This window comes from Pseudomonas neuropathica, assembly GCF_015461835.1.
Lineage (GTDB): Bacteria > Pseudomonadota > Gammaproteobacteria > Pseudomonadales > Pseudomonadaceae > Aquipseudomonas > Aquipseudomonas neuropathica.
Genome location: NZ_JACOPX010000013.1, coordinates 15,086 through 37,654 on the forward strand (window position 1 = coordinate 15,086; position 22,569 = coordinate 37,654).

17 protein-coding genes are annotated in these 22,569 nt (G+C 57.2%); 11 read left to right on the top strand and 6 right to left on the bottom strand.

Translation table 11 applies throughout. From position 1 onward, the window contains the following. Positions 1–13: 13 nt before the first annotated feature. A complete protein-coding gene (locus H8F23_RS19410; RefSeq protein ID WP_194935463.1) occupies positions 14–1,552 on the bottom strand; it encodes an HDOD domain-containing protein in 1,539 nt (512 codons plus the stop codon). Between the two features lie 166 nt (positions 1,553–1,718). Here H8F23_RS19410 and motA point away from each other — a divergent pair, with 166 nt between their 5' ends. The 3 genes from motA (at position 1,719) to H8F23_RS19425 (ending at position 4,904) form a co-directional block, all read left to right on the top strand. Continuing rightward, positions 1,719–2,570 carry a flagellar motor stator protein MotA gene (gene motA / locus H8F23_RS19415; protein WP_007952169.1) on the top strand — a complete coding sequence of 284 codons (852 nt, stop codon included), beginning with the start codon at positions 1,719–1,721 and terminating at the stop codon, positions 2,568–2,570. 3 nt (positions 2,571–2,573) lie between these two features. Beyond that, positions 2,574–3,650, top strand: a complete 1,077-nt coding sequence (gene motB, locus H8F23_RS19420; RefSeq protein ID WP_194935464.1) for a flagellar motor protein MotB — start codon at positions 2,574–2,576, stop codon at positions 3,648–3,650. A 90-nt stretch (positions 3,651–3,740) separates the two neighbouring features. Next, positions 3,741–4,904, top strand: coding sequence for a sterol desaturase family protein (locus H8F23_RS19425; protein WP_194935465.1), 1,164 nt, complete (start codon positions 3,741–3,743; stop codon positions 4,902–4,904). Between the two features lie 42 nt (positions 4,905–4,946). Here the strand turns inward: H8F23_RS19425 and H8F23_RS19430 are convergent, their stop codons facing one another. The 4 genes from H8F23_RS19430 to rsgA all read right to left on the bottom strand — a co-directional run bounded on the left by H8F23_RS19430 (position 4,947) and on the right by rsgA (position 8,045). Continuing rightward, entirely contained in the window at positions 4,947–5,432 is a 486-nt protein-coding gene (locus tag H8F23_RS19430) for a toll/interleukin-1 receptor domain-containing protein (protein ID WP_093430168.1), read from the bottom strand. After that, a complete protein-coding gene (locus H8F23_RS19435; RefSeq protein WP_194935466.1) occupies positions 5,432–6,391 on the bottom strand; it encodes a caspase family protein in 960 nt (319 codons plus the stop codon). The genes H8F23_RS19430 and H8F23_RS19435 overlap by 1 nt, the downstream gene beginning before the upstream one ends. A 2-nt stretch (positions 6,392–6,393) precedes the next feature. Next, complete coding sequence (locus tag H8F23_RS19440; protein ID WP_116255789.1) at positions 6,394–6,801, bottom strand: TIR domain-containing protein; 408 nt, start codon at positions 6,799–6,801, stop codon at positions 6,394–6,396. A gap of 212 nt (positions 6,802–7,013) precedes the next feature. After that, on the bottom strand, positions 7,014–8,045 hold the full coding sequence (gene rsgA / locus H8F23_RS19445) for a small ribosomal subunit biogenesis GTPase RsgA (RefSeq protein WP_016985702.1): 1,032 nt from the start codon (positions 8,043–8,045) through the stop codon (positions 7,014–7,016). 107 nt (positions 8,046–8,152) lie between these two features. On the opposite strand from rsgA, the gene orn reads away from it, so the two are divergent. The 6 genes from orn (at position 8,153) to H8F23_RS19475 (ending at position 19,406) form a co-directional block, all read left to right on the top strand. Further along, positions 8,153–8,695 (top strand): oligoribonuclease, encoded by a 543-nt coding sequence (gene orn, locus H8F23_RS19450; RefSeq protein WP_064593092.1) that lies wholly within the window; start codon positions 8,153–8,155, stop codon positions 8,693–8,695. Positions 8,696–8,787: 92 nt separating this feature from the next. After that, positions 8,788–9,399 carry a trimeric intracellular cation channel family protein gene (locus tag H8F23_RS19455; protein ID WP_093430171.1) on the top strand — a complete coding sequence of 204 codons (612 nt, stop codon included), beginning with the start codon at positions 8,788–8,790 and terminating at the stop codon, positions 9,397–9,399. 175 nt (positions 9,400–9,574) lie between these two features. Then, positions 9,575–10,606 carry a hypothetical protein gene (locus H8F23_RS19460; protein ID WP_194935467.1) on the top strand — a complete coding sequence of 344 codons (1,032 nt, stop codon included), beginning with the start codon at positions 9,575–9,577 and terminating at the stop codon, positions 10,604–10,606. 187 nt (positions 10,607–10,793) lie between these two features. After that, a complete protein-coding gene (locus H8F23_RS19465; protein WP_194935468.1) occupies positions 10,794–13,223 on the top strand; it encodes a leucine-rich repeat domain-containing protein in 2,430 nt (809 codons plus the stop codon). Between the two features lie 340 nt (positions 13,224–13,563). Next, entirely contained in the window at positions 13,564–14,550 is a 987-nt protein-coding gene (locus H8F23_RS19470; protein WP_194935469.1) for a hypothetical protein, read from the top strand. An 80-nt stretch (positions 14,551–14,630) separates the two neighbouring features. Next, positions 14,631–19,406 carry an RHS repeat domain-containing protein gene (locus H8F23_RS19475; protein WP_194935470.1) on the top strand — a complete coding sequence of 1,592 codons (4,776 nt, stop codon included), beginning with the start codon at positions 14,631–14,633 and terminating at the stop codon, positions 19,404–19,406. Between the two features lie 15 nt (positions 19,407–19,421). On the opposite strand, the gene queG is transcribed toward H8F23_RS19475, so the two are convergent. Then, on the bottom strand, positions 19,422–20,495 hold the full coding sequence (queG, locus tag H8F23_RS19480; protein WP_194935471.1) for a tRNA epoxyqueuosine(34) reductase QueG: 1,074 nt from the start codon (positions 20,493–20,495) through the stop codon (positions 19,422–19,424). 63 nt (positions 20,496–20,558) lie between these two features. Here queG and H8F23_RS19485 point away from each other — a divergent pair, with 63 nt between their 5' ends. Continuing rightward, on the top strand, positions 20,559–22,058 hold the full coding sequence (locus H8F23_RS19485) for an NAD(P)H-hydrate dehydratase (protein WP_194935472.1): 1,500 nt from the start codon (positions 20,559–20,561) through the stop codon (positions 22,056–22,058). Continuing rightward, entirely contained in the window at positions 22,046–22,516 is a 471-nt protein-coding gene (gene tsaE, locus H8F23_RS19490; RefSeq protein WP_194935473.1) for a tRNA (adenosine(37)-N6)-threonylcarbamoyltransferase complex ATPase subunit type 1 TsaE, read from the top strand. Before H8F23_RS19485 ends, tsaE begins: the two co-directional genes overlap by 13 nt. Positions 22,517–22,569: the final 53 nt, after the last annotated feature.

Consider the following 22,569-nt stretch of genomic DNA (forward strand, 5'->3'; position numbering starts at 1 on the left):
TTGTAGCGCAGCCTCATCGGCCGCGGCTGCTAAAGCTGTGCAGGGCCTTTTCGATGCACTGTGCGGTTTTGCCAAAGGCTTGCACGGTGATATCGGCGAACGGCCCGCCGCCCTGATCGGCGACGACAATCATGATCACCCGGCCGTTATTGACCAGGGAACGCAGGAACAGATGCTCGCCACGAAACAGGGTGCGCAGGCTCGCTGGCAGCAGAGCGGAGAACTGAGCGTTGTTCTCGGGATTGATCCGCACCTGCGCCTGTTGCGCGAGCAGCCGTTGCAAGACCTTGCTCTGGCTGACGACGAAATTCAGCGCCGCCCCTTCTTTCGGCAGCCCGGCGGTTTGATTCACGCGCAGATTGGACTGTGTGCGATCGGCCATCAGGATCATCACCCGGCGCATGCCGCTGGCGACCAGCGCATCGCGAGCGGCGACGGTCAGGCTCATGGCATTGGTGAAGCGGCTTGGCTCGGCCAATAGCTCGGCGCATTGCTGGCGCCATTGCGTCAGATCTTCCGAGGTTGGCGCAGCGGCGGGCAGCATGCCGGCTGGCAAACGATGGGTGCCCCATGGCCACAGCAACGAAACCGCCGGATGCCACAGGTCGGGCATCGCATGATGGCGCGCGCTGTTGGCGGCTTGCTGGTGCAACTGTTGTTGCACTTCATCCATGGAAATCTGCAGATAAAGGCTGGTCAGGTACTGCCAGCGTTCGCTGTGCGGACTGTCCCACGCCTGTTGCGCAGACAGTGCCAGGCCGTTGGCCAGCAGCACGGTGTTGGCTGGCTGGTTGAGCCAGCGGCGCAGGGTCGGGTCGTCATCGAGGCGGTTTTGCTGGCGCAACGGATGTTCGCTGTCGCGGGCGATGCGCAGCACTTTGACCAGTTCGCGCTGTTCACTCAGCAGCAGCTTATAACCCTGCTGCACCCAGATCGGCAGGTGCCAGACTTGCACCAGCGCCTCGGCGATTTTCAGCAGGCGTGCGCCGAACAATTGCTTTTCGACCACGCGCGCCGATTCGCCCTTGTGGATAACCCGCAGTTCCCATTCTTCGAGCAATTGCGGATAAGTCAGCGCCAATGGCCACAGCGGCGACAAAAACAACAGGCTGCCCCAATGAATGTCCTGCCACAGCCGCGCCAGCCGACTGGCGAAAAAACCGTTGGCCTGTTGCGTCGCGTGCTGGCTGATCATCTGCAATTGGCGCAGGGCCTTGGGGATTTGCATCTGCGGTTCAGCGGGCAGGCGCGCGAGCAATTCTTCAGTCCGCGCCAGGCCGAGACGGTTGATCGCCACCTCGAGATTTTCCGCCGGTGCGGCCATGGTGCCGTGGGTGTGACGATTCGCCTCACGGATGATGCTCAAGGCCAGTGCCGGGCTGTCCTGCATCAGTTCGGCGATGTCGCGCAGCGAGCTGCGATTGTCGCGGATCGCCCGACAGACTTTGTCGTGAGCCTCTTGCGGCACGGGCAGCCGGACGCTGTCGAGCAGCTTGACCCAGCCGTCGAGCGTGGTCGGTATTGCGTGTGGGACGTTCGTTTCATTAGCCATGTCTGGACGGGATCTTCACTGACTGTAGACGCGCCCGGCATGGGCTAAATTGGCTTTTCGCCTGAACTGGCTATAGTCTGGCGCAGTTTTGCCGATAAGTAGAAGAAGAGATTTTTTAACTTCCGAATATGACCTTGAACCCGACTTAAATAAGTACTTTCTACCTATGGCTAAAATTATCGGCATCATCGTCGTATTCGCGAGCGTGCTCGGCGGATACGTGCTCTCCCACGGCAAGATTGCCGCCCTGATCCAGCCCTTCGAGGTGATGATCATCGGTGGTGCGGCACTGGGTGCATTCCTCCAGGCCAACCCCGGTTACATGACGATGCACGTGCTCAAGAAATCCCTGAGCATGTTCAGTTCGCGCTTCAGCCACACGTTCTATCTGGAAGTGCTCGGGCTGATCTACGAGATCCTCAACAAGAGCCGCCGCGAAGGCATGATGGCCATCGAAGGCGACATCGAAGATGCCGCCGCGAGCCCGATCTTCGCCAAGTACCCGGCAGTCCTCAAAGACGAGCGCATGACCGCGTTCATCTGCGATTACCTGCGCATCATGTCGTCCGGCAACATGGCGCCGCACGAGCTGGAAGGCTTGTTCGACATGGAACTGTACAGCCTGAAAGAAGACCTTGAGCATCCATCTCATGCGGTGAACGGCATCGCTGATGCCATGCCCGGTTTCGGTATCGTCGCGGCGGTACTCGGTATCGTGGTGACCATGGCCTCGCTGGGTGAAGGTGATCAGAAGTCCATCGGTCTGCACGTTGGTGCGGCACTGGTCGGTACCTTCTTCGGTATTCTCGCGGCGTACGGTTTCTTCGGCCCATTGGCGCATTCCCTGGCTCATGATGCCAAGGAAGAGCTGAACGTCTACGAAGCCATCAAGGCCTCGCTGGTGGCTTCGGCTTCCGGCATGCCGCCTTCGCTGGCGGTCGAGTTCGGTCGCAAGGTTTTGTACCCGGCGCACCGTCCAAGCTTCGCCGAGCTGGAACAAGCGGTTCGCGGTCGCTAAGTCATGGAAAATAATCAGCCGATTATCATCAAGCGCGTCAAGCGCATAGCCGGCGGGCATCACGGCGGGGCGTGGAAAATCGCCTTCGCCGACTTCGCCACGGCGATGATGGCGTTCTTCCTGGTGTTGTGGCTGCTGTCCACCGCCACGCCCGAGCAGAAGATCGCTATCGCCGGTTACTTCAAAGACCCGGTCGGCTTCTCCGAAAGCGGCACGCCGTACATCATCGATCTGGGCGGCACGCCGACCCTGGCCCCGGAAAACACCCTTAACCCGGAAGTGAAATCGCAGCCGCAGCCTGACAAGGTTACGGTCGATACTGAACAGGTTGAAGGCATGGCCGAGCAGGTCGAGAAGGAGCGTCTGGAACTGCTGCTGCAAGAACTGCAGAACAAGGTCGACGAGAACCCGCAACTGCAGAAATTCAAGGATCAGATTCTCTTCGAGATCACTCCGAATGGCTTGCGCATCCAGATCATGGACGCCGAGAACCGGCCGATGTTCGACTCCGGTTCTGCACGCCTGAAACCGTACTTCGAAGACATCCTGCTGGCCATGGCCGACACCATCAAAGCGGTGCCGAACAAGATCAGTATCAGCGGCCACACCGATGCCAAGCCTTATATCGGTACCGGTGATTACGGTAACTGGGAGCTGTCGGCCAACCGTGCCAACGCTGCCCGGCGTGCCTTGGTTGCCGGTAGCTATCCGGATGCGCAAGTGGCGCGGGTAGTGGGTTACGCCTCGTCGGCATTGTTCGACAAGGAAAATCCGTTCAACCCGGTCAACCGCCGCATCGATATTGTCGTGCTGACCAAGAAGGCCCAGGCGGCCATCGAAGGTGCGCAAGGTGCCGACGCGGCTAAACCGGCGGATCAGAGTCAGAACGGCAACGCCCCGGCGACACCGGTTGATCCGAACGCGCTGCCGGCGGATCAGCAACCGGTGCCGGCGCACGAGCTTCGCGAGCGCTTGAATCTGTTCGACGACGCCGCACCGAAACCGGCCGAGCCGGGGAGTGCGGCGCCTGCTCCCGCTGCTCCGCCAGTCACTGCACCGGCTCCCGCGCCCAAGCAGTGATTCACAAAAAGCCACGGTCACCGTGGCTTTTTTGTTTCTGCCTGCGTCGCAATCACCAGTCGCAGTTTTCGCAATCACGGAAGATCAGTTATGGAAAGACTCAAAGCCTATTTTCAGCGGCACGGCAACGCACCCTTCAAGTTTGGCGAGGGGCGGGTCAGTGGCTATATATCAGCCACCCTCGGGCTGTTGAGCCTGTTGGCGGTACTCTGCTTTCTCTTCCCGGAATGGCTGACCACGGCTGAACTGCGCAAGGTCTATGACGAGCAATTTGCGCGCACCACGCTGTTGCTCGGTCTGGTGCTGTCGTTCAGCCTCGGCACCCTGAATATCCTGCTCAACAAGCGCAAACGTCTGGGGATTACCGGATTGGTGGCATCGGGGCTGGCGGTGTTTCTGGGCGGTACCAATGTCCAGGTCAGCGCGATCGGGCAGACGCCGTACTCGCTCGGCCTGGACTGGTTTGTGCTGGCGCTGCTGGTGTCGGCCATTGTGTTCATTCCTCTGGAAAAGCTCTATTCCAAGGATCCCGAGCAAAACATCCTGCGCCCGCACTGGCGCACCGACCTGACCTACTTTTTCGTCAGCCACATGCTGGTGCAGTTCATCCTGATCTTCATCACCGCCTCGTCGAGTTACATCGCCGGCTGGGCGATGTCGCCGGGCTTGCAAGCGAGCGTGCAAAGCCTGCCGCTCGTTGTGCAGTTTCTGCTGGCGATACTGGTCGCCGATCTCGGTCAGTACTGGCTGCACCGGCTCTACCATGTAGTGCCATGGCTGTGGCGCATTCATGCGGTGCATCACTCCAGTACGCACATGGACTGGCTCGCCGGCTCCCGCGTGCACTTCATTGAAATCCTGCTGACCCGCACTGGCGTGCTGGTGCCATTGATGCTGCTGGGCTTCGCGCCGCAAGCGTTGAATGCCTATGTGATCCTGGTCGGCGTTCAAGCGGTACTGGCCCACGCCAACGTGCGAATCAACGGCGGCTGGCTGAACTACCTGATCGTGCTGCCGCGCTATCACCATTGGCACCACGCCCGGCACAAGGACTACATCTACAAAAACTACGCGATCCACACGCCGCTGGTGGATATGCTCTTCGGTACGTTCAAGCTGCCGCCAAAGGAATGGCCGGTGCGTTATGGTGTGTTTGGCAAGGAGCTGCCGGGCGGGATTGTGCGTCAGCACCTGTATGCGTTTCGCAAGCCTGAGCCAAAGGTGGTTGTGCCAAAACCGCCGGCCAGCGCGTGAGGCAAAAAAAGCCGCGAGATGATCGCGGCTTTTTTACGTCTGTCAGAACCCACGCCGAATCCGGTTCTTCAGTTGTTCGTGGAAAATCTCGGCGTTGCGCTTATAGGTGCCGCTAAAGGATTCATTGCTCGAATCCAGCGTCATCGAGCGTTTGTTCGACACTTCCTCGCGATACGCGTCGATAAAGAAATTCAGATCACTGTCCGTGCTCAGCTTCGGCCACTTATCCAGATACAACGGCAGCTCCGTCGGCCCTGTCTTGAACGAGCAGATCCGCCGGTTGCTGATGGTCGCTTCGCCAATTTCGAACGGCACCCACCACGATAACGCAGTCTTTTCCGAGACCACTGCCAGCAGGTGCGTGCATTCGGTGATGTTGCGGGTGATGACCCCAGTGATGTCGTCGGTGGTCTGCGACTCGGGGTCGAGCACGTCGAGGTAGGTTTTGATGTTGGCCTGGATCAGGCGGCTATTGATGGCGATGGCGTGGGCGCGATCCATGTGGCGGTAGCTGATGAATACGGGCATCAGAAGTGTCCTTTTATGGCGAGTTCGCGATAGTAGGCGCCGAGGGCGGTGAGGCGGCAGCCGGTGGAGTTGATGGCGGCGTAGTACATGTGTTCGGCGTCCACGGGCTCGATCAGGCTGTGGCGATTGCACATTTGCAGTTGCTTGAAGATGTCGCCGTGCTCGGGGTTGAACAGCGCTTCGGTGGGCTCGTAGCTGGGGTCGAGTCTGAAAACGAAGCTCGGTTCCGGGAACCAGTCCTTGAGTTTGCGCAGGGTTTCTTCGGCGATCAGCGGCGCGACCTCGCGTAGCGGCACAAACTGCGAGACATTGGTCTTGAATACCGGACGCTGTTCCCAGGCTCCCAGCGCATTGTCGACAAACGAATAGACGCTACCGGGGGTGACCTTGCCGAGCACGTTGGCAGCGCCACCATGCAGCGCTTGCAGCAACAGATCCGTAAATACACCGTGACCGCGGCTTTCCAGGGCGTACTGTTCTTTTTTGCAGGCGGTGAGAATGGTCACGCCTTCGCCGATCACACTGCTGCCGCCGCGCAGGTTGCGCAGGGCGCCTGCTGCACCGGCCTGGCAGCAATCGAGAATGATGATTTTATTCTTGATGTGCGGGGCCCTGTCTACCCATTCCAGAATGTCGCTGATGCGGATACCGTCTCCGCCAGGCTGATAGTCCTGGGGAATCAGTAGTCCTTCGTCGATGCTGGTGTCGAACTGCCCATGACCGGCGAAGTACAGCAGGGCCACGTCACAGTCGCCTGAGAACAGGCTCTGGATCTGCTGTTTCATGAGTTTGAGGGTTAGTTGTTCTTCGGCCGACGTCAGCACTTTGCTGCTGAAGTTCGGGCGCCCGTTGGCGTGACGCTCCAGTACCGAAGCCATGGCCATTGCGTCGTTGTTACAACCGCTCAACGGCGAGACATAGTCATAGTGGTTGATGCCGATAAACAGTCCCTTGCGCATGATCACACCGCCGTATGCAGGCGAATCGCGCTGACGATGCTATTGGTGTTCCACGCGCATTCGGCGTGTGCCGCGTCACGTACCACGGCGGAAATGCGCTCGGCGCCGAATGGCTTGATCGCGATGATCACCTTGCCCATGCGTTTGGCGATCTCGATTTCCTTGTTGATCCACTTGCTGTAGGTCGAATACATCCCGGCCATGATTAGTACCGCCGAGCAGGGGCGAATCTTGTTTTCGATGGCTTCTTCGAGCTGCTTGTCGGTCTGCGCGCCCATGATCGGGTTATGTGGCGGCACGGAAAAATTCTTGAAACTGAAATCCGGCTTGGCGCCGAGCAGGCGTACCAGATTGTCGTGAGCGTGGGCGTAGTTCCACGAATGGCTGATGAACAGGTGATAGGTCTGCATGGGGTTCCTCGAAGGTCGCGAAGGTGCGAAGGAGGACCCCAATCTAGGCATCTGGAGCTTGCCTACAAGGGTTGGGCGGTGAAAGAGAAATGTCCTGCAAGCAGGCGTGTGCGGGCCTGTAAGAAAAGTCTGGCGTTTAACGGAGTCGGGGGTTTGTCAGGCGCAGTCCGACATCCGGCAGCCCTCGGGCGAGGTACTGCCGGTGCAGATGTTTAGTAGCCGTTTTCCGGCAGGCTGGCGATGATCGAGCGGTAGCTGTTCATCCGCTGCTGTTGCACGCGGCCATCTTCCAGCGCCTTGAGCAGTGCACAACCGGGTTCGCGGTCGTGTTTGCAGTCGCGAAAGCGGCAGGTGCCGAGCAGGTCATTGAACTCGATGAAACCGGCTTCAACATCGGCTCGGCTGACGTGACCCAAGCCGAATTCGCGGATACCCGGGGAGTCGATCAGCTCACCGCCGCCAGGGAAGTGGAACAGACGCGCAGTGGTCGTCGTGTGCGTACCCTGACCGGACAACTCGGACAACGGCCCGACACGGGTTTCCACTTCAGGCAGCAAGCTGTTGACCAGCGACGACTTGCCGACACCGGACTGGCCGACGAACACGCTGATGCGGCCGTCGAGCTGCTGTTGCAGTTGTTCCATGCCGTTGCCGTGGTGTGCCGAGACTTCAAGCACCGGATAACCCAGCGTCCGATACACCGCCAGCAGCGCATTCAGTGCTGGGGCGTTCTGCTCGTCGATCAAGTCGAATTTGTTCAACAGCAGCAGCGGCCGGATGCCAGCGTGTTCGGCGGCAACCAGGTAGCGGTCGATCAGGTTGGCATGCGGCTCGGGCAGCGGCGCGAAGACGATGACGATCATGTCGACGTTGGCGGCTACCGGTTTGAGCTGGCCACGGCTGTCCGGGCGGCACAGTTCAGTGGTGCGCGGCAGTTGCGCGACAATCACCCCGATGCCCTGATTGCCGGCACGCCAGACGACTGTGTCGCCGGTTACCAGCGCAGGCAGGTTGGCGCGCAAGTGGCAGCGGAACACCTGGCCGGCCTGATCACCGTCAACGGCCTCGACCTCGACCTGTACACCGAAGTGGGCAATCACCAGGCCGGTCTGTTCCGGGCCCAGGTCGCCGCCCTCAAGGGCTTCGACAGCCGAGGACTCGCGTTTGGCGGCGCGTGCAGCGCGCTCGCCCTGAATCTTTTCGATGCGCCAGTTTTGACGACGATTGAGTTGGCGTTTGGCCATGGGTGTTCCGTCTGAAGAATGCAGCGATTAGGTAAAACGGCCGCGAGTTTAGCACGCCCGGCCACCGGCCTAGGCTAAACTGCGCAGCATTGCCTAGGAGCCGACATATGCAAAACCCGCAGAACCTGATCTGGATCGACCTGGAAATGACCGGTCTGGATCCGGAAAACGACGTCATCATCGAGATGGCCACCATCGTCACCGACAGTGATCTGAACACCTTGGCCGAAGGCCCGGTGATCGCTATCCACCACAGTGACGAAGTGCTCGCGCGTATGGACGAGTGGAATACCCGCACCCACGGCAACTCCGGCCTGACCCAGCGCGTGCGTGACAGCCGAATCAGCATGGCCGAAGCCGAAGCTGAAACCATCGCCTTCCTGGAAAAATGGGTGCCGAAGGGCAAGTCGCCGATCTGTGGCAACAGCATCTGTCAGGATCGCCGCTTCCTTTATACCCACATGAAATCGCTGGAAAGCTATTTCCACTATCGCAACCTCGACGTCTCCACGCTCAAGGAACTGGCCGCGCGCTGGGCACCGGACGTGCGCGACAGCTTCAAGAAGGGCAGCACGCACCTGGCGCTGGACGACATCCGTGAGTCGATCGCCGAGTTGCAGCACTACCGCAAGCATTTCATCAAGTTCTGATGCCTGGCGATGGGGGCGGGCATTGCGATTGCCCCCTTTTGGTGCCGCACTGAAATGGCTAGACTGCGCGCCTTCCTGCCTGGATCGCCACCATGTTGCTGATGCTCTATCTGATCGCCATCACCGCTGAAGCCATGACTGGCGCCCTGTCTGCCGGGCGGCGCGGCATGGACTGGTTTGGCGTGGTATTGATCGCCTGCGTAACAGCCTTGGGCGGTGGCTCTGTGCGCGATGTGCTGCTCGGGCATTATCCGCTGACCTGGGTTAAACACCCGGAATACCTGGTGCTGACTTCGGTCGCGGCAATGTTCACCGTGTTCACCGCGCGCTGGATGCGCCACTTGCGGTCGCTGTTCCTGGTGCTCGACGCCGTCGGTCTGGTGGCGTTCACCCTGATTGGCTGCATGACCGCACTGGAAATGGGCCACGGCATGCTGGTGGCGTCGGTCAGTGGCGTGATCACGGGGGTGTTCGGTGGCATCTTGCGCGATATTTTCTGCAACGACATTCCGCTGATCTTTCGCCGCGAACTGTATGCGAGCGTCTCCTTTGCTGCAGCGTGGTGCTACATGCTGTGTCTTTATCTGAATGTGCCCGGTGAACAAGCCATTCTGATTACGCTGTTCGGCGGGTTCTTGTTACGTCTGCTGGCCATCCGTTTTCATTGGGAAATGCCCAAGTTTGTTTATAACGACGAGCCTTGATGCTTGTCGCCGGAAAACAGTTGTTCGTCCGACAAAAGTCTGTAAGCCGCTAAAGGTTTGCAAGTGTATGTTTCTTACATTTTTCGCTTTGCTGTTTATTTGAAAGGTCTGTAATTTTTTTGTTGGCATATTTTCGATGTCGACATTTAAATATTACTCTTCGAAGGAACACATCATGAGCGAAAGCATGGATGCTACACACGATCAGCAAACTACTGCGCCCATTCTTGCAGGCCTTGCCATTATGAAGGTCAAGTTTGATGCGAGCGACAATGCTCGCAGCAAGTCGCTGTTTGGTAATGGCCGGATGCAGGTGAAAGTACAAGTTCTGGTTTCCGGGGTAGATGCCAACGGCAATGCCATGCACGTGCCTGCAGATGTAATGGAAAGCATCGAGCTGATTCATTACAGCACTGGCAAAACGTTGCGCGACGGCTGGGCCGCAAGTACCGATCAAGGGCGGTTTACGATTGAGGCGCGACCTTCAACCTCCGCCGGAGACGCTCCCGACAACGATCCGGAAAATGACAGCGTTCATCCGCAGGTCCGCACGTTTTGGGTATCCTCATCGAGCGCCGGGACGACCCAGATTGGTGCGCGCCTGTCGCTGAACGGTGAGAGGATTCTCAGTAATGGAACGACACTCTCCAGTGTTCATGACAGTAGTGTAACCATCGAAGCACAACCTCCATCGGCGTATTCCATCGAAGAATTTCGCTGGTATCAAACCCGGCGCGGCGATGAATTGCCCGGCAATCGAATCTGGAACCATCGTCTTGGGCTCTATCCGCGAGGGCAGCAGATCAAACTGGTCGATTGGGTTGTAGACGGAGTAGCAGAAGGCGTTGACCATAATTTTGCGGGGGGTAACAGACTTAATGAAGTAAAAACCAATTATATGGAGGTCATTCTTGTTCGCCCTGAAAAACAAAGTGTGACTGTGATCTTGCCGGCTAACGGAGATCCTTTTGTATACACCTTTTTTCCTGACGCCCATACATGGGGTCGAGAACATTATAATGTGAAGATTCAGAGCGATGGCGAGCTAACTGTCGTGCAAGCCCTGTCCGAATACTCGGAAGCTGGTAAAGGTTCCAAGTACGGAAACAAGCTTCACTTTCTTGCCATTGATGAACACGGTACAGAGCATAGGCTGGCGATTCGCGTAAACTTTTACGAGCGAAATCTATATCTGGAACGAGGCTAAGACTCACCTTCGCTGATGCAATGCCAGTGGATGTAGTAGATATATATGCTTTTTGGCATGGTAACTACCGATAAGCTGTGGTGTTCAATTATCAGGTAATTGCACTCAAAGTGCTTTTGCTTATATCGAGTGTTGGCCCCTTCTGTAATGCGGGGCCAACGCAGCCATATCTCAAGGATGAGCAGCCATGACTGGCAAACCGCCAAAGGTCAAACCTGTACCTGCCCCAATCAAAATCCCCGAATTCAGCGTAGACGGTACTCATCGGCCACCGCCGGGCTCTTCAGCAATGCCGCACCTGCCTATACCCCACCATTTCGAAACGCTGCCCGTTTCCTTCGGGCCTGACTCGATCGCCGTGACGCCAGCGATCAGAGTGAGCGTGAACCCGAGGTCATCTGCGATCGATGATTTCGCGATGCATGTCGCGAAGTACTCACTGGCAGATTACTGGATACCCGCACCCAAAATCTTCGGTGAAGCCGAAGCGCAAGGCATCCGGGTTGTGAAGCAGCGCCAGTACGTCGCCGTAGCCGATGACCATATCGTGCAAGTGGTGCTCGACGCTGAGAGCGGGCTGTTTCGCGCCACGCTGGCCAGTGAACTCGATCCCTCCGGCCCGCTATTGAAGCCGGACAGCGAAGGTCGGTTCTGGGGGCCGCTGGACAGCGATGTCACCCCCTTCACTGACTCAATCGCAGTACAAACCGCAGAACTTTTTCGGCGGATGGGCCGTTCCGTGGCGCAATTTTCCGCCGTCATGGTTGCACGTGTGCTGGCAGTGAGCGGGGTCAATGAATCAGTGCTGCGCGATGTGCTCATGAATGATCGCCCTGCGCCTTTTTTACTGGAGGACACCATCAGGCGATTCGAACTTGATCAGACGATTCAGGCGCAGAGACGCGGGGCCGCCCCTGAGCGATTTAGGCGGTTCAAGGATCTGGAAGGTGCCTTCGAATCCGATTGCGATGAAAACACTTTACGGATGCGTCGGGTGTTTCCACGTCTACCGAAAACGGCCGCGCTGTCGATATGGCGCAATATGAGCGCTGCCGAGCGTTTACATATGCACAACCAACCAGGCATGCCTCAGCGAGTGGCGAAAGAGGCACTGGTGGCGCTGCGAGACATTCGCCTGGCAAGGGCCGTGGAAGGCATTCACTTAGAGGCCGTAGCCAACCCGGACAGTGATCGGTTAGTGCTGCATATGCTCGGAAATCTGGCGAATTGGCCGCGGCAGACGCGTGTCGAAATTCGCCAAGGGACGATGGACGGGCATGTCCTGAGCGCTATCGGCGATGCCCGATCACCGTTTCGTCACATACTGATCCGTCGGGATGATGGCTATGTCCTCCAGAGCAGCGACGCCCAATCACCTCGGAAATCGAAGGACCTGTATTCAACCATCTGGTTTCTGTTGTCGCCCGGGCATCGTCAGTTGCTGGGTGTGACAGAAGGTGGTGGTGCGGCGTTGCAACAGTGGGTCCGTGCGCAGCCGTTGCCATCACGCCAAACCGTGAGTGAGTTGTTGGGGATGGCGCCGCTTGCGGTTACCGTTGATCCTGCCACTGCACAACACCGGCAAACGGGGCAGTTGCGTGGCGGCGGCGACAACAACCTGACATCGACCAAGTCCGTTGCCGACCGTGTGCGTGATCTTTATCCGCATCTTCCAGATGAGGAGGTGACGGCATTTATCTCCGAGCGCTTGAAGAGTGATCCATCCGGCGTATTGCTGCGCCTGGAAAAAGAATTTGCGACATTGCGTAATGAACTGGCGATATGGACTGCCGATGGGGCGTCATCTCATACGCAGACGTCGGAACCAGAGGGCGCGTCGACGCTTGCCGAACGACGCCTGGCTCGCGAGAAGTTCAGCGCAAAGCTGCAAGATATCTGGCAGCGCAAGTCGGTTTCGAGGTGGGGCGAGGGGGATTATTTTTTTTCTCACTATGTTGATTTTTCGGGTGAGTTACCAGGGTTGTCCGCCCGATTTGAATATGTAGCAGAGTTGGTATTGACCGCAAATGAACCGGGTGCACGGATAGGTGCGTTTCTCGACAGCTTTCCGAATATTCAATATTTGGGAGTCGTTGGCATAAAAATGGAGGGATTCCCGTCAGGAATATTTCAAATGCGCCAGTTAAGCGAGCTTACGCTGGACGGGTGCTCGCTAAAACTATCCGAGGTCACAGCTGAAGGATTGTCCAGAATCGAAACGCTGACCCGATTGAATCTGGCAAACAATCCTCTGACAGTTGCTCCGCATGTAGGCTACATGGCCGGTTTAACCGGATTGATGCTGAGCAACGCACATCTTTCGAACGTTCCTTCAGGCATAGATTCGCTCAGGAAACTGGGGGTCGTGGCATTGCATGATAATAATATTTCTGACGTGGGATATGAATTGTTCGAGATTCCCGATACACAGGATCTGTTCATTGGTTTATTGAATAATCCGCTGAGTGACGCGTCAAGGCAACGGATTAGTCAGTATCTTGAAAACTCCAGTATGGATCGGAAGGTGGCAATCCAGACGGAGGAGGTGGTTTTCGAATCTGACTCCGATAGCGAGTCCTCGGAAAGCGGATTCTCGACAGGTTCAGACAGTGACTGAATGTTGGTGGAAGTAACCGCTCCTTTATTTGTCTAACATAACCTGACAAGAATAAACTGTCCGTTGGCTCCCCTTTTGATTGTGAGTAGTTGAAGTCATAAGGGGAGCCAGATTATTGAGTGCTGAAATCAAAGGGGCGGAAAGAGTGTGGTTGAAGTTTGCATAAGGTGGTCTGCAATTTTTGAAAGTATTAGCATTTGTGAGGGTTGTTGAGGGTGGTGTTGAAATATTACTTTCTAATAATTTGTCGAATGTCGCGGCTGTTCTTATTTAAAACGATCGTCAATAGTTTGCTGAGTCCTTAGAGGGCGAAATCTATTAATCAGCAAGGTATTGATAAATGTTTGATGATCAAATTGGTATTTCCCGTATAGAGGTAAAGCTCGACTCCACAAGGTCAGGCCAGCATAAAGTGCTGTATGCCAATGGGCGCATGCAGGTGCGGGTGTTGGTCCTTCTGCACGGGATCGATAACAATGGCGATGGCGCATCTCTGTATGGGCATCCCGCCCTGCAAACACTGCGGTTGATCGCCTATAACGGCGCGCGCCCTCTGGAAGGCGACTGGAATGTATCGCTGCAGGAAAATCGTTATGCTCACGAAATGTCGGGTGGTGCACCGCGGATTACCGAAGTACCACGTGCCGCGCACAATCGGATAAGTGACGACTCTGATCCCGTGCAGATTTTCCAGTTTTGGGTTTCGGCCACCAGGCCCGGAATCATGGAAGTGGCCGCCGAAATTCTCGTGGATGGCGTGTTATTGCGAAGTAACGGAATTGGCTTTGACAGCAGTGTTACGCTGGAGGCAATTCCGCCGAAAGAATATTCGCTGAAGAGCTTTACATTTAATGAATATGGTAGCAAACAGCAGAAAGCACAATATGACTGGGTTCAAAGTCATCACATTGGGCTGCACGCGGACGGCAGGCAGATTCACCTGTTTGACTGGTACAGCAGTGAGGTAAAACTTGATCCTTATGATTCCGAAAATGCGGTGCAAGTCTATGCCTCTGGAAACATTCCTGGTACTCGCGACGGGCGCAGAAACTTTTACGGTTACATGGCACCCATCTACGGCCTGAAAGCAAATTTCCGCAGTCCCCTCGGTGTCATGAACGTGCCGATCAACAATGCGCCTGGGCAACTGACGCTTGTTCAATATATTTCCGCTGACCTGCAAGTGGGGCGGGAAAGCGAGGGTTCATTTGAGTTTGCAGTGATCGATGAGTTTGGCTCGGAACACAGGCTGTGTATCGAAGGTAATAAAGAGCAGCGCACTTTTATTCTGGGTGAGTCCAAGCGACCAATGAAACAGCTTGTCTGATTTCATAATGTGGCCAGCGATGTTGGCTGGCCAGGTTTACGAGTCAATATCTGGATCTTGAATAAAAAGGACGTTTTTCAATGGAAAGTAATTTATCTGCCGCTGTTCATTCAAATGCTTTCAACTTCGGTGAGTTTGTCTCCGGTGGTGTTGATCCCCGCACCGGCATGTATACGTGTTCGTTTTCGTTAGGAAAGCTGCACTCGGCGGATCTCAATGGTCCTGAGCTTGCACTTTCAATGGGTTTCAATCCGCTCAATCAAGCGGACTCCGGTTTTGGCATTGGCTGGTCTTTGACCCTGACCCATTACGACTTGCGCAGCAAAGTCATGACGCTGTCCAACGGTGAGCGTTACAAGGCTGTGGAAACGTCCACCGGTTTGAAGTTCAAGGAAATGAAGCTGCAAACGGCAAAGGTGCTGGTGACCGGAGCAGGGCGCTATGAAGTTCGATACAAGGATGGTCGGCGTGAACTGCTCAAGGTCCTGGCTGGCACTCAGGTCGCCGTAGCGGAAAAAATAATCGCGGCGAACGGTGTAAGCATCGCGTTGAAGCACGAGATGTTCAACCAGTTCCCCAGGTTGGCCGAAGTTCGTGACGCCAAACAATGCCTGCTGAAAATCACCCGCAATGCAGGTCAGGTAACGTTGACCCGGTATCCCGATACCTCTTCCAGTTCCGACTACAAGTTGATCTTGAAAAACGCTCGGGTAACGGCTATCGAGCTTCCGGTAGGCAAAGGTTGGGAGCTGGAATATGAAGTCATAGACGAGGGCAGCTATTTGCACCGAGTCGTCAATCCACTACGCGGCGTAGAAATCATTCGCTACAAGCGGCAAGGTCATAGCTTCGTAAATGGCGCGGAACAGACACTGCCGTTTGTTATCGCGCACGATATCTACCCAGGGCGCGGCCAACCCAGACTCTGCAAGACATACACGTACTCCGACCATAACTTCCTTGGGCAGGGCCTCCTCCCTGCCAAGGATAATGACCTGGACCCGCTCTATCTGGCGCCCGGCCACTATGTCTATACCTCGGACGAGCAGTTGTTACTGAGCGGCAAAGTGCATACGCGCATTAAACGCACCTACAACAAGTTCCATCTGTTGGTGGCTGAGGTTACAACCTGCGGTGACGCCCAGATCGCCACCGCCACCGAGTATCACTGCTCCGTCACCAAGCCTTTCAATGAGCAGGCGGCTCAGTTTCGCATGCCGAAAGTCCATACGGTGACTCACCTCGATCGACGCACCCAACAGCAGCGTGTGGAAACCACCGTCACCGAGTTCGATGGCGAAGGCAACTTGCTCAAACACATTGAGCCAAGTGGGGTGACGACTTCGACGGAGTTTTATCCGGTAGATGGTGGAGACAATTGCCCAGAGGATCCGCTGGGTTTCTCCAGGTTCCCGAAAAAGAGAACGGTTACCGCTGCCGCGTCGGATGGGGCTACGACTGTCACGTACTACGACTATGCGCTGCATACTGCATTGGAGGGGGCGGAGCTGGCATTCGTGTTGCCGGTTGCTGAACGTTTTTACGAAGTTGTGGCAGATGTTGAAGTCTTACGCTCGAAAACCGAACGCAGCTATCTGGATACGCCCAAGGACCCACTCAAGCACGGTGCCACGAAACAGCAAAGTATCACCCTCAATGAGAAAAAAACCTCTACCGGGTTTTCCTATGAACTCGAGGGTGACAGGTTGCGAGTCAAGTCCAGCACATGTGGATTCGACGGTGCGCTACAGACCCGTGAGAAAGTGCTTTCGACGCTGACCGGATTACTGATGTCAGAGGTCGGTGTCGATGGCGAGCACGTCGAACATGAATACGACGCCATCGGCCGGGCAGTGCGCAAAACGGTTGCTTCCGGGAGCCCTTATGCGGCCGCTACCCAGTTTGCCTATCTGGCCGCCAGTAAACAGCAACCGGCGACCATGGTGACCACGGATCCCGTCGGTGGTGAGCAACGAGTGCATTATGACGGCCTGGAGCGGGTGATCACCGTTCAGGAAAAGGACTGCGACCATCCTGACAAGGACGGGCTTATTCAGGCCCGCACGATTTATTCTGCCCTGCATGATTCGGTCGGTCATACGATGAAAGTGACGCTGACCGATTGGCGTGACGGCAAGCCTTATCCGGTCAGTACCCGCTACGAATTCGATTCCTGGGGCCAGGTCAGCAAGACGCTGCATGCCGACGGGCGTATCGAACACAGCGAGGCGAATCCGGTTCTTCGCCAGCAAACCCATTGGCTACAGGGGCTGGGCAAGACACTCACCCTCGTCAATGACTTCGGTAAACCGCTGAGTGTGGAAAGCTTCAATCTGAAGAACAAGAGTCTGGGCAAAACTGTTTACAGCTATGACGGGTTCGGGCGCACAACCAGCCAGACAGATCCTGTCGGTAACACCACTCGATATGAATACGACGTTTTTGACCGGATAGTTCGCACTGTCCTGCCTGACGCCAGTGCCGTCGTGAACGACTACGCCGAGCATAGCGATGAAGAACTACCGATCAGCATTAAGGTCGGTGACAAGGTGTTGGGGCAGCAAACTTATGACGGCTTGAGTCGTTTAATACAAAGTACCGTCGGCGGACGAAAGTCCGAGGCGGGTTATGAGGCGGGCTTCACTCAGCCTCAGTGGTACAAGAGTGCCGATGGCAAAAAAACCGAATTCACATATTTGCGCGATCTGGGCGGTGTGCTGACGGAGCGCAAGGCCGGGGAACTGGTCACTACCCTGACTTACGACAAGGTCAGTGGCAATCCCTTGACCTGTACCGAAGACGGCAGGGAACGCAGTTTTGCCTATTACCCTTCCGGACGCCTCAAATCCGAAACGACGACCTTCGGCGCTATCACAAAATCAACGTCCAGTACCTGGTCCCTGCAGGGACGACCGATCAGCCATGTCGATGTACTCGGCTCCGAAAGCCGATCCGAATACGACAAGCACGGCCGCCTGCTATCCACCTCACGGGGTTCGTTGACAACCGAATTCCACTACGACACCCAGACGGGGATGCTGGGCTGGACGAAAACCGAAGACACGTCGATCAAGCGGCAGATGATCACGCGGTTTGCCTATGACGATATCGGTCGTGAAACCCGCCGTACGTTCGAGATTCAGGGCCAGCCCGAGCAGACGCTGGAATCGACTTACACGCTTGCCGGCAAACTGGCGCAGAAAATCTCCAGGCGCGGCACGCAAGTATTGCGCGACGAACAATTCACCTACGATGTGCGCGGGCGGCTGATCCAGTACGACTGCGCCGGCACCCAAAAGCCCCGCGATCCGTATGGCAAGGAAATTGTCCGGCAGACGTTCACGTTCGATGCGCTGGATAACATTCTGACCGTGCAGACGAAGTTCCCGCTGGGCATGAATCTGACCACCTTCAGTTATGACAATCCTGATCCTGCACAGCTCAGTGCAGTCAAACATTCCCATGCCGACTATCCACCGGCAGTGACACTGGAATACGACGCCAACGGCAGGATGATCAAGGACGACCAGGCGCGAACCCTGGCCTATGACGCATTCGGACGTCTTGAGCAATTGTCCAGCGCAGGGGGATCAGTCATTCGTGGCTACCATTACGACGGCTTCGACGATCTGGTCGAACTGTCGCAACCCGACAAGGTGCTTACGCAGCGTTACTACCATGCGGGCCGGGTCGCCAATGAGGTCAGTGGTGAAAACTCGTCCAGTGTTGTGCGTCACGGTGGAGCGCTTGTGGGGCAACAGCAGCTCGGTCCGAACGCCGGCGCGCAGCTGTTTGGTACCGATCAGCAGCAAAGCGTGCTGGCAACGCTGGGCAAGGAACAGCTCACCGATTGCGCCTACAGCCCTTACGGGCATCGCCCTGCCGAAGGTGGATTGTTCAGCCTGGCAGGGTTCAACGGCGAGCAACTGGATCCGGTGACCGGGTTGTATCTGCTGGGTAACGGTTACAGGGCCTATAGTCCGACACTCATGCGTTTTCTCGCCCCCGACAGCATGAGTCCGTTCGGCGCGGGCGGATTGAATGCCTACAGTTATTGCCTGGGCGACCCAGTCAATCGTGTCGACCCAACCGGGCATATATCCTGGCAAACGATCCTGGGCATCGGACTCAGTATTCTCGGGGTTGTGGCCAGCGTACTGACGATGGGCGCGGCGACGCCATGGGCAGTGGCGGCGTTGGGGCTGGCGGTTGCTTCAGGCCTGGCGGGTATTGCCAGCGAGGTGGTCAATGAGCTGGCACCGGGTTCTCAAGCAGGCGAGATCTTGGGCTGGATCAGCTTTGGTCTTGGGCTGGCTTCGCTGGGTGCAGGTATGGCGGCAGGTGCAAAAGCTGCTGTGAATGCTGGCAGGAAGATGGCTTCAGCCTTTAGCCAAGGGCTCAGTGGCAGGGGCGCAGGCAAAGCGGGGCAATTTTTGAAGAAGGGCGGCAAAGGCGCCAAGGCTGCAGCCAAAAAAGCCAACGCGCCGGTTGAGAAAGTGGCGGATGAACCTTGGCAACTGCACAGGGCCAAAAAAGACAATTTCGTGTCTGAAATCAATGAGCAGAGGGCTAAAGGTTTCTACGAACTCGTGGAAAGCAATAAGTCCGCCAGCCAGGCAGCGGCGGAGTCCGAGATGCTGTACGAGGAGTTCGGACCCGTCGGCGCTGGAAGAAAAGTAACGCATGTTTTTTTTGCGAAGACCAAAGGACGTGGCGAGCGTATTTACCTTCTAGAGGACAGTAAGCAGCGAGTATGCAAAGTCTTGCAGGCGGGCGGCCATTTGTCCGACGGGCAGACCAACACAATGATGAAAACGGCTAAAAGCATTGACACAACGCGTCTGCCAGCGACCTGAGTACTTTGTTGCCTTTTATGGGGTTGAAAGTCTGGAGTGTTGTTCCAGCGCCCACTCCACATGCTCCCTGACCAACTCTGACGGATAATCCCGTCGAGCCTTCAACGCTTCCAGCACCGGAATCGTTGAAGGCGCATTGCCCAATCCTACCGCCAGATTCCTCAACCAGCGCTCATAGCCCGCCCGCCGCAACGGCGAACCTTCAGTACTGCTCAAAAACTTCTCTTCATCCCACAAAAACAGCTCCGCTAATTCGGCATTGTCGAGATTGTGCCGTGGCTTGAAATCGCTTTCCCCTGAGGGCTTGGCGAAGCGGTTCCACGGGCAGACGATCTGGCAGTCATCACAGCCGAACACACGATTGCCAATCAGCGGCCGCAGATCCTCGGGGATTGCGGTTTTCAGCTCGATGGTCAGATAGGAAATGCAGCGCCGCGCGTCCAGCACGTAGGGACCGACGAAAGCATTGGTCGGGCAAATGTCGAGGCACGCGGTGCAGCGGCCGCAATGTTCAGTGCTGTGCGGTTCATCCACCGGAAGTGGCAGATCGACAAACAACTCGCTCAGGAAGAAATAGCTGCCGGCCTTGCGATTCAGCACCAGAGTGTTTTTGCCGATCCAGCCCAGCCCGGCCTGTTCGGCGATGGCTTTTTCCAGCACCGGGGCGCTGTCGACAAACGCGCGGAAACCGAAAGGGCCGATCTGCGCTTGAATCTTGTCGGCCAATTGCTGCACACGTTTACGGATCAATTTGTGGTAATCGCGGCCCAAGGCATAACGCGACACGTAGGCTTTTTCCGGTTGCGCGAGCATTTGCGCCATTTGCGTGTCGCCGGGCAGGTAGTCCATGCGCAGCGAGACCACGCGCAACGTGCCCGGCACCAGTTCTTCGGGGTGCGAGCGTTTGCTGCCATGGGCGCCCATGTAGTCCATTTCGCCGTGGTAGCCGGCCTCGAGCCAGCGCGCGAGGTGCTGCTCATGCTCGGCCAGATCCAGGCCGCTGATGCCGACTTGCTGGAAGCCCAGCTCGCGGCCCCAATCCTTGATCGATTGGGCGAGGGCGGGCAGGTCTGTGGTGATGGCGGACATGAGGCGAGAGAAACCGGAGCTGAGGTGCGTATAATTCTGCCAGACATCGGAGCCCGAAGACGCATGCCGCATACGAAAGATGAATTACCCGACGCGCTGTATGGCGCCGCACAGGTGCGCGAACTCGATGCACGGCTGATTGCCGCCGGTACGCCGGGCTTCGAATTGATGCAGCGCGCGGCCCATGCGACGTGGCGCGCATTGGTGCGACAGTGGCCTTCGGCGACTGAACTGACGGTGCTGGCCGGGCATGGCAACAATGCGGGAGACGGTTATCTGGTCGCGGCAATGGCCCAGCGAGCCGGGTTGCTCGTGCGGGTGTTGGCGGTCGGTGATCCCCGGCAATTGCAGGGCGACGCAGCGTCAGCCCATGCCGAGGCCTCGACGCACGGTGTGGCGATTCAGGGCTGGAGCGCTCACAGCGAGTTGCGCGGGGTCATCCTCGATGCCTTGCTCGGCACCGGCCTGAGTGGCGACGTGCGTGAGCCGTATGCCACCGCGATCAATGCGATCAACGTCAGTGGTTTGCCGGTTGCTGCGGTCGATATCCCTTCCGGATTGTGTGCCGACACTGGGCGAGCGCTGGGTGTCGCGGTCTGTGCCGATCTCACGGTGACCTTTATTGGTCTGAAGCTTGGGCTTTTCACCGGTGACGCGGCGGATCATGTCGGCGCGCTGCTGTTCAATGATTTGCAGGCGCCAGCGGAAACTTACCGTGACATTCCTGTCCGCGCCCAGCGACTCAATGCCGCTAATCTTCCTCGATTGGCGCCGCGCGCGCCGGCGTCGCACAAGGGCCGTTTTGGCCATGTGCTGCTGATCGGTGGCGATCACGGATTTGGCGGGGCAATTCTGCTCAGCACCGAAACGGCTCTGCGCAGCGGCGCGGGCATGGTTTCGCTGGCGACCCGGCCAGAGCATGTGCCTGCAGCCCTGACCCGTGTGCCGGAAACTATGGTTCTTGGCACCTCGTCGGCCAATCAGTTGATGGGTTTGCTGGAAAAAGTCTCGACGCTGGTCGTCGGTCCTGGCCTCGGCCAGGCCAGTTGGGGCCGCGCATTACTGTCGGCGGCGGCCAACGCGGCATTGCCGCAAGTGTGGGATGCCGACGCACTGAACCTGCTGGCCAGCGGTTTCGTTCAATTGCCCAAGGATTGCGTGATCACCCCGCATCCGGGCGAAGCGGCGCGCTTGCTGGGCATCAGCACCGCCGACGTGCAGGCGGATCGTCCCGCGGCAGCGTTGGCACTGAGCAAAAAATATACAGCAGTGGTGGTGTTGAAAGGCGCAGGCAGCCTGATTGCGCATCCCGATGGCCGTTTGGCGCTCTGTCACCAAGGTCATCCGGCCATGGCCACTGCAGGACTCGGCGACGTACTGGCCGGTTTGACCGGTGCGCTGCTGGCGCAGGGCATGGCCGGTTTTGATGCGGCGTGTCTGGCGGTCTGGCTGCACGCCAATGCCGGTCAGCAACAGGGAAAATTCGGCCGTGGGCTGGCGGCCAGTGATCTGATTCCAGCCATTCGTCAGTTGTTGGAGGAGCAAGTACCGTGTCTGAAGTAACCCTGTACCTGGCCGATGAACAGGCCATGAGCGACTTTGGCGCACGGATCGCCCGCGTGACCCAGGGCCATGGCCTGATTTTTCTCGAAGGCAACCTGGGCATGGGCAAAACCACCCTGTCGCGGGGCATCATTCGCTGCTTGGGCCATGTCGGCGCGGTGAAAAGTCCGACCTTCACCTTGGTCGAGCCGTACGAGATTGGTGAGATCCGCGCCTTCCACTTCGATCTGTATCGTCTGGTCGATCCGGAAGAACTGGAGTTTCTCGGCATCCGCGACTACTTCGAAGATGACGCGATGTGCCTGATCGAATGGCCCGATAAAGGTGCAGGCTTTTTGCCAAAGCCTGACCTGACCATTACCATTAGCCCGCAAGACAGCGGCCGTTCGCTGAAAATTTTATCCCAGGGCTCGCGTGGCGAGGCCTGGTGTGCCGCTTTGGCGTTGGAATCCAATTAAATGATGGGGTTAGGTATGCGCTTTCGCGCGTTGGTGGCTGCCGCTGGACTGTT

What these genes read in the sequence shown, in the direction of transcription:
- H8F23_RS19410 (WP_194935463.1), bottom strand. Translation starts at nt 1,552, where the DNA reads ATGGCTAATGAAACGAACGTCCCACACGCAATACCGACCACGCTCGAC.
- motA (WP_007952169.1), top strand. Translation starts at nt 1,719, where the DNA reads ATGGCTAAAATTATCGGCATCATCGTCGTATTCGCGAGCGTGCTCGGC.
- motB (WP_194935464.1), top strand. Translation starts at nt 2,574, where the DNA reads ATGGAAAATAATCAGCCGATTATCATCAAGCGCGTCAAGCGCATAGCC.
- H8F23_RS19425 (WP_194935465.1), top strand. Translation starts at nt 3,741, where the DNA reads ATGGAAAGACTCAAAGCCTATTTTCAGCGGCACGGCAACGCACCCTTC.
- H8F23_RS19430 (WP_093430168.1), bottom strand. Translation starts at nt 5,432, where the DNA reads ATGCCCGTATTCATCAGCTACCGCCACATGGATCGCGCCCACGCCATC.
- H8F23_RS19435 (WP_194935466.1), bottom strand. Translation starts at nt 6,391, where the DNA reads ATGCGCAAGGGACTGTTTATCGGCATCAACCACTATGACTATGTCTCG.
- H8F23_RS19440 (WP_116255789.1), bottom strand. Translation starts at nt 6,801, where the DNA reads ATGCAGACCTATCACCTGTTCATCAGCCATTCGTGGAACTACGCCCAC.
- rsgA (WP_016985702.1), bottom strand. Translation starts at nt 8,045, where the DNA reads ATGGCCAAACGCCAACTCAATCGTCGTCAAAACTGGCGCATCGAAAAG.
- orn (WP_064593092.1), top strand. Translation starts at nt 8,153, where the DNA reads ATGCAAAACCCGCAGAACCTGATCTGGATCGACCTGGAAATGACCGGT.
- H8F23_RS19455 (WP_093430171.1), top strand. Translation starts at nt 8,788, where the DNA reads ATGTTGCTGATGCTCTATCTGATCGCCATCACCGCTGAAGCCATGACT.
- H8F23_RS19460 (WP_194935467.1), top strand. Translation starts at nt 9,575, where the DNA reads ATGAGCGAAAGCATGGATGCTACACACGATCAGCAAACTACTGCGCCC.
- H8F23_RS19465 (WP_194935468.1), top strand. Translation starts at nt 10,794, where the DNA reads ATGACTGGCAAACCGCCAAAGGTCAAACCTGTACCTGCCCCAATCAAA.
- H8F23_RS19470 (WP_194935469.1), top strand. Translation starts at nt 13,564, where the DNA reads ATGTTTGATGATCAAATTGGTATTTCCCGTATAGAGGTAAAGCTCGAC.
- H8F23_RS19475 (WP_194935470.1), top strand. Translation starts at nt 14,631, where the DNA reads ATGGAAAGTAATTTATCTGCCGCTGTTCATTCAAATGCTTTCAACTTC.
- queG (WP_194935471.1), bottom strand. Translation starts at nt 20,495, where the DNA reads ATGTCCGCCATCACCACAGACCTGCCCGCCCTCGCCCAATCGATCAAG.
- H8F23_RS19485 (WP_194935472.1), top strand. Translation starts at nt 20,559, where the DNA reads ATGCCGCATACGAAAGATGAATTACCCGACGCGCTGTATGGCGCCGCA.